Origin of the sequence: Candidatus Chlorohelix allophototropha (assembly GCF_030389965.1) — a bacterium.
GTDB classification, from domain to species: Bacteria; Chloroflexota; Chloroflexia; order Chloroheliales; family Chloroheliaceae; genus Chlorohelix; species Chlorohelix allophototropha.
Map to the genome: position 1 here is coordinate 1366605 of NZ_CP128400.1, position 13084 is coordinate 1379688.

Annotated in this window: 8 protein-coding genes and 2 tRNA genes; 4 read left to right on the top strand and 6 right to left on the bottom strand. The window is 45.8% G+C overall.

What is annotated here, in order from left to right; all coding sequences use genetic code 11:
* Positions 1-72: 72 nt before the first annotated feature.
* From malQ to OZ401_RS18525, 4 genes are all read right to left on the bottom strand, one after another.
* Positions 73-1620 carry a 4-alpha-glucanotransferase gene (gene malQ, locus OZ401_RS18510; protein WP_341470000.1) on the bottom strand — a complete coding sequence of 516 codons (1548 nt, stop codon included), beginning with the start codon at positions 1618-1620 and terminating at the stop codon, positions 73-75.
* A gap of 190 nt (positions 1621-1810) precedes the next feature.
* Positions 1811-3022, bottom strand: coding sequence for a GAF and HD-GYP domain-containing protein (locus tag OZ401_RS18515; protein WP_341470001.1), 1212 nt, complete (start codon positions 3020-3022; stop codon positions 1811-1813).
* Between the two features lie 123 nt (positions 3023-3145).
* The gene (secA, locus tag OZ401_RS18520) at positions 3146-5962 is read right to left on the bottom strand and encodes a preprotein translocase subunit SecA (RefSeq protein WP_341470002.1); all 2817 of its coding nucleotides are present in this window, start codon (positions 5960-5962) and stop codon (positions 3146-3148) included.
* Between the two features lie 143 nt (positions 5963-6105).
* Positions 6106-7887: a CAP domain-containing protein gene (locus OZ401_RS18525; protein WP_341470003.1), complete on the bottom strand. Its 1782-nt coding sequence runs from the start codon at positions 7885-7887 to the stop codon at positions 6106-6108.
* A gap of 122 nt (positions 7888-8009) precedes the next feature.
* Between OZ401_RS18525 and OZ401_RS18530 the strand changes: the two genes are divergently transcribed.
* Positions 8010-8093 (top strand) — tRNA-Leu (locus tag OZ401_RS18530).
* Position 8094: 1 nt separating this feature from the next.
* Positions 8095-8167 (top strand) — tRNA-Thr (locus OZ401_RS18535).
* A gap of 58 nt (positions 8168-8225) precedes the next feature.
* On the opposite strand, the gene OZ401_RS18540 is transcribed toward OZ401_RS18535, so the two are convergent.
* Positions 8226-9257, bottom strand: a complete 1032-nt coding sequence (locus tag OZ401_RS18540) for an alpha/beta fold hydrolase (RefSeq protein WP_341470004.1) — start codon at positions 9255-9257, stop codon at positions 8226-8228.
* Positions 9258-9559: 302 nt separating this feature from the next.
* Between OZ401_RS18540 and OZ401_RS18545 the strand changes: the two genes are divergently transcribed.
* Both OZ401_RS18545 and OZ401_RS18550 read left to right on the top strand, forming a co-directional pair.
* A complete protein-coding gene (locus tag OZ401_RS18545; protein ID WP_341470005.1) occupies positions 9560-10117 on the top strand; it encodes a hypothetical protein in 558 nt (185 codons plus the stop codon).
* A gap of 134 nt (positions 10118-10251) precedes the next feature.
* Positions 10252-11373, top strand: a complete 1122-nt coding sequence (locus OZ401_RS18550; RefSeq protein WP_341470006.1) for a hypothetical protein — start codon at positions 10252-10254, stop codon at positions 11371-11373.
* A 320-nt stretch (positions 11374-11693) separates the two neighbouring features.
* Here the strand turns inward: OZ401_RS18550 and OZ401_RS18555 are convergent, their stop codons facing one another.
* A complete protein-coding gene (locus OZ401_RS18555) occupies positions 11694-13046 on the bottom strand; it encodes an adenylosuccinate synthase (RefSeq protein ID WP_341470007.1) in 1353 nt (450 codons plus the stop codon).
* Positions 13047-13084 lie beyond the last annotated feature (38 nt).

Sequence of the window (13084 nt, forward strand, 5' to 3'; positions counted from 1 at the left end):
ATGCTGGCTAACAAAACCGGGTAGCCCAATGGACTACCCAGACATTTAATTATAAAATTCTCTATGGCTATTTCAGACTTTCGGTTTCTCCGAATTGCGTTCTGCTAACTTCTTACGCTTTTTTATTGTCTCAGGGTCGCGCCCGTAGAGGATAGTAAGGGTTTTCAGATATTCTGCCATTCCTGACGAAAGTTGGTCATAGCTAAAACGCCATTGCCAGTTACCTGCGGGGCGACCGGGGAAATTCATACGCCCTTCGCTACCCAAACCTAGCACTTCCTGTAAGGGGATAATAGCCATATCTGCAACCGAACTGAACGATAGCTTTATCAATCCCCAGTTGATGTCGCGACCATCGCTATTGGTGTACATTCTGGCGCGGTGCTGTTCCTCCGCTGGAGCTTTTTCGTACCAACCGATTGAAGTATCGTTGTCGTGACTTCCGGTGTAAACGATTGAATTTTTGGTATGGTTGTGCGGTAAAAATGGATTCAAGGCATCGTCTGAGAAGGCGAACTGGATAATCTTCATGCCGGGCAAACCCAGTTGATCGCGCAATTCATAAACTTCTGGAACCATATCACCTAAATCTTCGGCTACAATCGGGCAATCTCCCAGCGCTTCGCGAATCTTATCAAAAACATCCGCGCCCGGTCCCATTCGCCACTCGCCCTTAATGGCGGTTTCTTCTGAAGCAGGTACCGCCCAATAATTGTAAAAGCCTCTGAAGTGATCTATCCTTACTATATCTGCCATCTTCAGAGCTTGTCGGAAGCGTTCAATCCACCACTCGTATCCGGTGGTTTTCAGCTTGTCCCAATTGTAAAGTGGGTTGCCCCAACGTTGCCCGGTTTCGCTGAAATAATCGGGTGGCACTCCCGCAACATGGGTTGGATTGAGTTCGTCATCAAGGTAAAATAGACCTGAATTCGCCCACACATCCGAGCTATCATAAGCCACGAAGATAGGAATATCGGCAATTAATTTGATACCCTTTTCATTAGCGTATTGGCGCAAGGCTAACCATTGACGGTTGAACAGGAACTGGCAGTAACTATAATATCCTACCTCATCCGCCAGCTTTTCTTGCCATTGAGTTATTGCGTTGGCTTCATGCTGTACTATAGCGCCGTCCCATTTATTCCAGACTGCTCCCCCAAAATGATCCTTTAACGCCATGAATAAAGCAAAATCAGGCAGCCAGGTTTTATTATCTTTTTCAAACTCAGCCAATTTGTTCTTCACATCAGGCGAAGCCTCTGTTTTGAAACGCTGATAAGATTTTCCCAAGATTCTTTTCTTGAAATCAATAACCGGACCAAAGTCAACTCGTTCGGCAGGGAAATTGGGCAAATTGTGTAAGTCTTCTGGTTTTAAGAAACCTTCCTCTACCAGCTTGTCTAAATTAATCAGCAAAGGATTTCCGGCAAATGCCGAAAGACTATAATAAGGAGAGTCACCATAGCCAGTCTGGTTGAGCGGCATAAATTGCCACAAAGTTTGATCGGTAGCGACCAGAAAATCCACGAATCTGTAAGCCATTTCGCCTAGTTCACCTATGCCGTATGGTCCCGGCAATGAGGTAGGGTGGAGCAAAATCCCGCTACAACGCTCGAACATTATTATGTATCTCCAAGTTGATTTTTGATTGTTTACAATAGTTATAGGAGTAAATATACCATAAAAATTCGATAACTTCTGACAGTATTATCTAGCAAACGTTCTGAAGATACCATTTATTCAGGGGAAGTTTAAACATGACTTCACTCGAAATGAAGTGAAAATCATATTGGTTGGCTGTTACTGCTAATTATTGCAGAAAGCGTGACAAATCAGGCGCTAATGTTTCGGCAGGTGTGCTACCAAATTGTAGTGCAGTATCCTCATAAGGGTTCTGCGGCGCTCCCACACGCTCTACCACCCGCACCAATGCTTCTACACAGTCACCTTCAAATTCGATACCGGTCAGAGTGCGCAGGTAGTTCAGCGCGTCAATATGGGTCATTGGCTCACGATAATAGCGTCGGACTGTCAGTGCATCATAAACATCGGAAACTGCCAAGATTTTAGCTTCCATCTGAATAGCTTCACTGAGTAACCCATTCGGATATCCGGTGCCATTAACCCGCTCGTGGTGCTGTCCAGCGATGCTAGGTAATCGCTTGAGTTCTCCGATTAAATACAGCCTTTTTAGAATTCCCTCAGTAATGGATACATGTTGGCGCATAAAACCCCACTCTTCTTCAGTGAGTTTCCCCTGCTTTTTCAAAACCACTTCCGGTACGCCAATTTTCCCATAGTCGTGGAGCAAGCCTGCCATGCGGATAAGCTCAATATTATCTTTAGACAAATTCAATTCACGGGCGATTTCGGCGGCATAGAAGGCGACACGACGGCTGTGTCCGGCTGTTTGTGGGCTTTTAAGGTCGATGGTATCTGCCATTGTTTCGATGAAGCTTTTGAGCATTAACTCTATGTCGCGTCGCATTGTAGCATTTTCGATTGCAACAGCGGCAAGTGAGGCGAACGCTAGGGAAACCTCTTCATCGCGCTCATTGAAGCTCCCGGTTTTTTTATTTATAGTTTGGATTACTCCTATAATTTTTCCGGAATGGTTACGCATTGGCACAGTAAGCATGGTGTGTGGGATGTAGGCTTGCTCACTGGCAATTCTTTTTTGTTGGCGTGGATCGTTTTGGGCATCTCGCAGATTAATAATTTCCCCTGTTTTAGCCACAGTTCCTGCCAGACCGGAGCCGATTTTCACCCGGATTTCGTTTGAAGTTCCCAACGCAATTTTGCTAAACAGTTCGTTTGTTGCATAATCTACCAGAAAAAGACTACTGCGATCTGCATTCAGCAAGCTATTGCTGGTGTCAATAATCAAATTAAGTAGATTATCCAACTCCGGTTCTGAACTTAATAAACAAGCAATTTTAACCAGCGCACGGTAATCATCCATATGGGCAGAGTGTTGTGTGATTGCCTCGTGCGAACCGGAATTTAAATCTTGTTGAGACATATCTGACCCTTTACTACCTTAACATACCTTACAACTTTATACGATGCTATATTATCTCAATCCGGTTATAAGAAAAACTCACATAGCGTTTAATTCCTGCTAACCGGATATTAAGACTAATTTCTAGCGCATCGCCGCAACTGCCCCGTGACATTTCTTATATTTCTTACCGCTACCGCAAGGGCAAGGCTCGTTCGGTCCTGTTTTTTTTGATTTGGCAGGTGTAGGTTTAGCTTTACCGTTATCGGCGGACTCTTCCGGCGCATTGGTTTGCATCGGCGGTGGTGGAGGAGCAGCCCGTTGAAGTTCATAGGCAAAGAACTTTTCGGCAATATCGCGCTTGATGTTAACCTGTAACTCATTCCAGAACTGGAAGGCAGCACGGCGATATTCCTGTAATGGATCGCGTTGTCCATACGCCCGCAGACCAATACCGCGTCGTAATTCTTCAAGCGGGGTCAAGTAATTTACCCAGTTATCGTCATAGACCTGAACCAATACCAGCCGCTCGAACAACTTCATATTCTCTTCGCCGAGACGCTCTAGTTTCTCGTTATAAGCGTGATCAAGCATTTCTGAGACAAGTTCATCTATCCCCTCACGATTTTTGCCTTCAAAATCGTGTAAGCTTATATTGAACTCTTTCTCAAGAGCTTCAAGCACCATTTGCTTTTGATCTTCTTCATCGTGAGGCTGGCGGTCAAACTTGATAGCGCTACTACGCAGCATCAGACCGAGGTTGCGGAATAGGCTTGCTAAATCCCATTCGTGTTGGTCGCCGTGAGTATGCTCTTCTACAATCTCATCCAGTCGTCCCTTAATCAGGGTACTAATCTGTTCTCGCAGGTCTTCACTGGTGAGAATACGATGGCGGTCATCATAAATTGATTCGCGCTGTTTGTTCATTACATCATCGAACTCAACTAAGTGCTTTCGGAAGTCGAAGTTCATGCCTTCTACTTTTGTCTGCGCTTGCTCTACTAACCTACCAACCATACCAAAGTCAATCGGTTGATCATCCTCAAAATTAAAGCGTTCTAGCAGACTTTTGATGCGATCTGAACCAAAACGGCGCATTAGCTCATCTTCCAGCGATATATAGAAACGGGTGCTACCCGGGTCGCCTTGTCGTCCGGCACGACCGCGCAACTGGTTGTCAATACGGCGCGACTCGTGGCGTTCAGTCCCTATAATGTGCAAACCTCCAGCGGCAATAACCCGTTCATGGGCTTCTTCCCAACGTTTTTGGGCTTCTTCTTCTGCTTCAGAATATATTTCCGAGCCTATGTCTTCCGCCTTTAAGCCACGTTTCTCCAATTCGTCTTGCAAATAGCTGTCAGGTGAACCGCCCAAAATAATGTCAGTACCGCGTCCTGCCATATTGGTCGCGATTGTAATTGCACCTGGTCGCCCGGCTTGCGTGACGATTGCGGCTTCCTTTTCATGCAATTTTGCGTTCAGCACATTGTGAGGAATTTTGTGCCGCTGCAAAAGGTTTGCCAACACCTCGGATTTTTCCACACTAGTTGTACCAACTAGTACGGGTCGCCCGATTTTGTACATTTCCTCGATTTCTTCCACCACTGCTTCGTATTTGGATTTTTCGCTCTTGAAAACCATATCGTTTTCGTCGGCGCGCTTCATCTCTTTGTTGGTGGGGATTGGCACTACATCAAGTCCATAAATTTTATAGAATTCTTCCGACTCAGTTATAGCAGTACCGGTCATGCCTGAGAGTTTTTCGTACATACGGAAATAGTTCTGTAGTGTAATGGTAGCGTAGGTAAGATTTTCCTGTTGTATGCGTACTCTCTCTTTGGCTTCAATCGCTTGATGCAACCCGCCTTCGTAACGTCTACCTTCCATCAAGCGTCCGGTGAACTCGTCTACGATGATAACTTGCCCATCACGCACAATATACTCGCGGTCGCGCTGATAGAGAGCTTTCGCTTTGAGCGCATTATCAAGGTATGGGGTATATTTGCTCCATTTATCATCATAGATGCTTTCGTAGGGTGGGATATTGAGCATACGCTCTACTCGTTCGAGACCGAGTTCGGTTAGGTTTACAACCCGCTCTTTTTCTTTGATAGTGTAATCTCTGTCTTCGCCTTCCCGTAACTGGCGCAAAATGTCGGCGAATTTGTAGTAATTATCATCGGCTTTGCCTGCCGGTCCACTGATAATAAGCGGAGTTCGCGCTTCGTCAATTAGAATGTTATCTACTTCGTCCACAATCGCGTAATGCAATTCGCGCTGTACATATTCCTCTGCGCTGCGTGCCATGTTATCACGCAGATAATCAAAGCCAAACTCATTATTGGTACCATGAGTAATATCTGCTCTATAGGCAGCATGGCGGGATACCGGTACCAAGAAGTTCATAGAGGGATCGGAAGGATCGTGGAAGGTAGGGTCGAGCATGTAGGCGGAAGGTCGGTTGGGATTGCCGCCATTGCTCTGGATAACTGCTACAGAGAGTCCTAGAGCATGATAAATCGGTCCCATCCATTGAGTATCACGTTTTGCTAGGTAATCGTTTACTGTAATTACGTGTACACCAAGACCTTCAAGCGCGTTTAAATAGGCAGCGAGGGTTGCCACCAGCGTTTTACCTTCACCGGTTTTCATTTCGGCTATCTTACCGCTATGTAATACTTGCCCACCCATTATTTGCACTTTGAAGTGTTTCTGACGACGGGTTCTCCATGCAGCCTCACGCACTGTCGCGAAAGCTTCGGGCAGAATATCTTCCAGACTTTCCCCGTTATTTAATCTTTCTTTGAATTGGTCGGTTTTGGCACGAAGTTCTTCATCACTAAGTTTTGAAAATTCCTGATCATATTCATTTATAACTTTGCTGGCGATTTGCTCTAATTTGCGCAATTCTTTATCGGTACTATCGCCACCTGTAATTAAATTCTTAAGAGTTTTGAACACAATTCCACCTATAATTGCTAATTAATATTTATGCCTATTCCGGATATTATAAAAATCTAATAACCCGGCTTTCCGGCAATTTCTACAAACCACATTATAACATATCAAAATAGTTATTCTCGTTCTACTTACGATGACATAGCTTATTGATTGTATCGCCAGCTAAAATAATGCCGTCCGATGTTACCCATTTCCACCCGCCAATCCACAGGATTTGTCGGTGTATAAGTAAGTACTCGGCGTTCAAATAATTGTACTAGTACGTATGTATTAGTTCCCGCTAATTTTGTGACTGTCCAGTAAGGGTCAGTAATGGGGTAACCCAATACAAAGAGCCATCCTCCGGTTATGCTATTCATATAGGTCAGAAGTACATCCGCAATGTTGTGTCCTAGGGTTTTGTCATATTGTTTATAAGTCACCGGGGCAGGCGCGTTTGCCACTTTTTGCACTGAGCCGTCTTTAGCAATAGTCTCAAGAACTGTTTGTCCGGTTCGGTCTGCGACACGCTTGTCATTATTGAGTGTGGCTACCGTTGCAAAAGAGGCATAGGTAGGGGCACTGAGATTGGATGCGGCAGGATCTCCCGCAACCGGCACTTGCGCCGGGCTGCGTTGTTCGTAGCTGCTGTCTCCTACCTGCACGAATCCTCCTACCAATTCGCGGGTGAGCAAGCCACTGGTTACAAACCACTTGCTGTTGCGGTCTCCAGCCGGATTATTGATTTCCAGCCGGGCTTTATCAAGGTAATAAACCAACCGATTACCACCGGGCGCTTCTTTGTAGGGTTCGTAGCGCGCCTCGAAGATTTCAGGTCCGTATAACCAACTTCGCTTAACTTTACCTGCTGCTACCGGTGCATCGGTGTTCTGCCATAGATTCCGCACCGAAATATCAGCGTTGCTCAAACCCGCTTTGGGTTGGGTAACGGTGGAGGTAGTAATCAACGGGCTGGTGCTGAACGACCAACTTACCACTTGTGCTGCGCCACCGTTAATACTGAATGTAAAGGTGACGGTAAGGGTCGTATCCGGGGCAAGTGGTTGAATTGAAGAAATTGCGGCGCTATTGCGGGCAGTCCAGAACGAGTTCAAATCTGCCAGTTTGTAGCTTGGCACTTCCTTACCACTCGAATCTTTCAAGCTCATTCCATTGGGATCATACACAATTTTACCCGAACCCCGGTAAGTAACCGTAATCGGATTGCCGATAGGGTAAGTTGGATTCAACCCGGCACGCTTGAACATATCGGGACTTTCTCCCCGATAACTGCGATAAAACCCACTACTGCCATTAGGCGGCCAGATTATAAATTGAGGCTGGAAGCTGGTTTTCCACACGGGCATTCCGAAATCTATAACTGAAATCGGGTTTGTACCATCCGGTTTGGCGCCATAAGCAATCCCAATATCTGGATAAGCAGGGTCAAGTAGAGGAATACGATGGTTCAAGGTGTTCATCAGACGTTCGACTGCTTGCAAAGGGTCGGCAATAGTATCAATGTTTTCATTGGTACTATCTGGGTTTACATAACCAAAATGGGCAGCACGGGCAAAGAAATCTTTACCGCAAAAGCCCTGATTAGTGGCTATTTCTTCGTGAATGGAATAATTACCCGACCCATTCAAGGTGTAATAATTAACATGAGACGCTGCCGCTTGCTGTAACGGTTGGTTCATCGTTGCTGCTGCCACGCTTACCTGACTACGATAGTAGTTTATTCTGTCCAGCGCAAACTGTGATTTATCCAAACCGAAAGTTTGCATAGAACCAGTATTACTATCTGCCGCATCCATCCCCACAGAGGCTATAGTCATAGGGGCACTTTCTTCATCCGATTGGAAAGTATCCGGAGTATCGGCTGTAGTAAGACTTGGAGGGGGTGTATTGGTAGAGTTTGGTTCAGATCCGGTATCAGCGCTCATAATCTTTCTCCTGTTCAGCTGATATATAGGCACTTTACATATCGGATTTTACTTAATGCAGGCAGTTAAAGCAATCGAGTTGCAAAATAGCCTCAACTTTGTTATTATATTGTACGAGTTACGCCTGGGTGGCGGAATGGCAGACGCGGCGGTCTCAAAAACCGTTGGGCTAATCACCCGTGTGGGTTCGACTCCCACTCCAGGCATGCCCATGTAGCTCAGTCGGTAGAGCACATTCTTGGTAAGAATGAGGTCATCAGTTCGATCCTGATCATGGGCTTGATAAAAAAAAGCGAGCGCTTTGCCCGCTTTTTTTTCAAATTTATCTCAAAGGGCTTTCAATTCTCCGAGTGCGCCAAAAGATCGTTCCTCTTCCCAATTGAATTTTTCCCCAAGTGCATTATCATCAACTCCCCAACTTGTTTTGGCAATTCTGCCAGAATTAAATGTCCACACTTAGGCATTTCAAAGTAGGTAAGATTTGGGATTAGGTCTGCTAACGCTTTAGCATTCTTTTTGCCGATAACCCGATCATGTGAACCCGGCACCAGCAAAGTTGGCGCTTTAACAGCGGCACACCAAAGGGGCAACTCATCTAGCACTGGTTTTGACATGATGTCACGGGCGCTATTGTACGAGGTGCGGAAGGGGCAATCACGGAGACTAAGTAAGCCGTATAAAATGTCGCGCTTGTCCACCGGGTTTTTAGTGAGTGTCAATCGAGAGTAGTAGTAAACAAACCGCCAACTTCTAGGACCCATAGGACGCAAAACTTTACTGAAAACAGTGCTAAGCGTTATCGGCATAACCTTTACTACAATCGGATTATATCGGAATAAACCAAAATTAAAGGCAGTCAAGGTGGCAACATGTTCAGGATATTTTGCGGCATAAGATACTGCTATAACAGAACCTAGCGAAAAAGTAGCAACGTGGAATTTCTCCAATTTAAAATGCTGGCGTATAGCTTCGAGGTCATTCACATAAGCCTTGATACTATAGTCATCATTTCCCGGATGGTTTTCATCGCTCAAGCCATGCCCACGTAGATCATAATTGATTGTACGATACCCGCCCTCGTTGAGCTTGCCAATGATTGAATGCCACCAGAAACTACTACAATCCCAGCCATGAACCAAAATCACCGCCTCACCATCCGCGGGCCCCTCATCCATTATAAAGTGCTTAACCCCGTTGATTTCAACAAATTTCCCTGCCGCAATTTTGGCAAGGTCATCTTCTATCTCAGCGCGGCGTTTAGCTTTGAGACGCGGCTGGTACAACTCTTTTTTTAGGCTCTCGATGTAATCAACCGCTTTTGAGGTGAGTAACCCGGCAGAGGCAGCATTGGTATCATTTACTTTAAGCATAGGGATCCACCTTAATCTATTTGAAAGAAATGAGACTTCTGTAATTAATTTATGACTAAGTTGGGATATGCGCAGTAGTAACCACTACAAAACCTATTGTTCAAAATTTGTCGAAGATGGCGCAGAATCGAGGGTGTAGCAAAAACTACCGCACCCTGAAGCCAGTTTTAATAGAATAAACTCAATAGTAAATACCTGTTTGCTTACGTAGGAATAACTCTTCTTGCGTTTAATTTTTAACGCCCATCAAGCCTTTAAGTATCTAGTATCCGGCAAGTCTAGCTAGACAGGAGAGAAAACCAGTGGCTTACCAACCTAAACAAAACAGAAATGTTAGGACGGTGTTGGGAGAACCCCGTGTACAACTGGTGGTTTACACTGTCTGGTTCAGTGGTATTATCATCGGGGCGATCCTGCTCTTTTTCCTCGGTTTTCTGGTAGCAGGCGACTATAACGGGCGCACCCAGCAGACTGCTCGAGAAGCGGCCGGTCCTGCATACGCTAAAATCCCACTAACCGCCGACGGTACGAAGATTGCGTACGTGGAAGCGTGGAAAACCCAAGGAGCACAGGGTGAGGAAGCGCTGAAAAGTGCCCTTGCTCAAGGGCAAGCTAACTTTAATCGCATTTGTGTCGGTTGTCATTATGGTCCTCCGACCATTACCAGTATCGGCGCGTGGTTGGGTGATCTTTACCAAACCGCAACTCTTTACAATGGTACGCCCGTGAACGATGCAAATGTAGTGAAGTTTATCTTACTAGGACATGGAAATATGCCTTCCGGCATTCCATTGCCTCAGCAGGCAGTAAATATTATGCTCTATTTGAAACAGCAGACGAGTGGCACGCCAACCAAGTGAAACCAAGGCGAAATGCAGTCTGCCCTTTAGTTTAACCTATCAGTCGTCAGTGGGTAGCAGTCGTAAGCAAACTGCTGGCGACGCGGCTATTGACAACTGACAAGCCACAAGTATTTTAGAAGGAGGATTCCCGTATGCCAGCATTCCTTGAAGGAAGGGCAGAGCAAGGGAAGGGTCTGGCCGATTGGCGCTGCCGCTACGATAACGATTGGTGGGCTAACATTACAGCCCGTGCTACGATAGGTTGCCCAGCGGCAGTACCCAAACTCCCACTCGAATCCGAGATAGAGTTTAGAGCTAGGCCCAAGGGTGACGATATCTCCGACATTACGGTTCGCGTTGAATCGATTGTGGAGGGCGTTAAGAAGGGCTTGGAAATAAACGCACTTATCACGGACCTAGATGATAAAACCCGTGAGAGTAAGGGCTATGGGCGCATTATCGTAGGCGATTTCATACACCCATTTGAGTGGCGCGGCACAGTTCGGCGAGAAACTTACGTTCCCGATAGCAGCCTAAATCTGACCCGATCCCAGACCTATATCGGTGGTCGTTTGTTCCATGATGTTACGGCACGTATTGCGCTTGATACCCAGATTGCTCGTGAAGCATGGGAGCAAGTTCGTACTGTGACCGCCAAGAACAGCGAAGTCTTAACTAAGACTGTGTTCTTTGGTCCTCTATGGAGCACTGCTGATCTCACCGGTCAATTGTATGAGGATATTCAGGTTCGCACCCTGAGTGCTAGTGAGGGCAAAACCCTTAGCCGTGTATCCTTCGTTACAAGTGGTACTGGTCAAGTGGACAGTATTACCTACTGGACTCGCCTATTCCCGGTGTCTCAGTTGAAAGGTCGCGAAGCCTACGTAAAAGCGAAATTTGTAACCGATGGTGCAAGTATCCGCGTGGCTGCCGAAGCTGAATTACCCAGTGGTGTAGAACGAGCCGGTAACTTGCTAAAGGTTATTGACCATCCGCAAATACCAATCCTGCATCATGGTATTCCAGCACAACCCATCCCGTTGGACTTGGAGTTCAATTATACGCTTACTACGCCAGATGGCTGGAGAATTCAGAAAGCAGAGCCGACCTTCCGCAAGAAGATTGGGCGAAATAGCTATCTGTTCCAGGGCGGTAGTTATCTGGGTTTTGTTAACACAATTGCCCGTGGCAATATTACACCGTTTGACGTATTCTTTGAGCCTGAAGATGGTTCAGTCTCTTTGAGCCCGAACGCTGCTATTGCTATTAAGTAAGCAACGAACTTGGTAATTGCTACTAATTCTCGGATACAGATTCCTCATCCTAAACCCGAGAGTTAGTGGCAAATGCATTTTTAATTAGATATATCCTTAACTTATTTAACTGAGATGGCTTGAACAGGTAGAAGCTGGTGAAGTTGTATTTATAGATAATTATTTTATCTGATAGATACTGTTTATTGGTTGCTACCGATCGCGAAAGCGGTGAGCTTGCTAGGTTAGATAGGTGAGCAAGTCAATATAGTTAGTGACAGTGAGTAAGTGAATCCAACAAGCCAAAGCTGGTCCTTTGAGTGAGGGGACCAGCTTTTTTTTTACCCGTAATTCCCCATTACTCGACTCATATTTATCGGTCTCAGAGGATCACGCATCACAATGGTATCTTTTTGATCCGGTCCAGTAGAAACTATATCCACATTAACCCCAACCAGCGTACCGATTCGCTTTATGAAATTCTGACAATTAGCCGGTAATTCATCAAAGCTTTTAATATGGGCAGTTGGAGCTTCCCAGCCCGGTAATTCTTCATAAACAGGGGTAGCTATTTTAAGTGTTCCAATATCAGAGGGGAACCGTCGCACGTTGGTATCATATACTTGATACTCAGTACAAATCTTGACAATTTTGAAATCATCCAGTGCATCGAGGTTGGTAATCGCCAGAGAAGTTAAGCCATTTAGCTGTGCTACAAAACGGGCTGCAACCGTATCGAACCAACCATAGCGGCGATATCGCTCACCTGTAATGGGGTTGGTAGCTCTGCGCCCTCCACGGCTGTTGTCCTGGCTTCGAAAGCTTACCAATGGTGCGCCTTCTTCTTTTGACATTTCGGTCGGGAATGGTCCGGTCTGAGAGCGAATTATGTAAGCGCTAAAGACACCCAGCGACGCTTTTATGACCGAAGGTGGAAGCCCACACCCGATACAAGCCGCACCAACGGTTGGCGAAGCATTGGAGACATATGGATAAGATCCAAAGTCAAGGTCTAGCATCGAACCTTGATCGCTTTCCAGAATGATTGTGTGATTATCTTCAATTGCTTTTTGAAGAATCAGGCGAGTATCAAAAATGCGTTCACGCATTGCTCGCCCGTAACTGAGATATTGCTGGTAGATTTCACGCAGATTTAGGGGTTCTTGTTTGTAAACCTTGGTGAGTATGTCGTTCTTAACGGTCAGCGTTTTGCTCAAGCGCGATAAAAACTGTTCTTCCTGAATCAGGTCGCCAACTCTTATCCCTATTCGACTCACCTTATCAGCATAGGCAGGTCCAAGACCTGAACCTAGGGTATCAATAATAGGAGTTCCATAAACCCTGCGTTCTTGTTCTTCAAACAAAGGATGGTAAGGCATTATCAAATGAGCTTGCTCGCTGATAAAAAGCCTTTTAAGATTAATCCCGTTACCGACAAGGGCTTCCATCTCTTCTACAACCCGTTTAGGGTCGAGCACCATGCCCGCGCCAAGTATTGTGATTACTTTATTGTTAAATATGCTGCGTGGAATAAATTGAAGATTAAAACGACCCTGCTCGTTGATTACGGGCTGGCGTATATGTCCCCCACCACTATAACGTACCACAACTTTGGCTTGCTCGGCCAGAATCTCGGTAAATTTACCCTTGCCTTCTTCGCCCCATTGCCCGCCAATTAAAGCCATTACCGACATAGAGGTACTACCTCTTTGCTCAAACGATATGCTGCGTT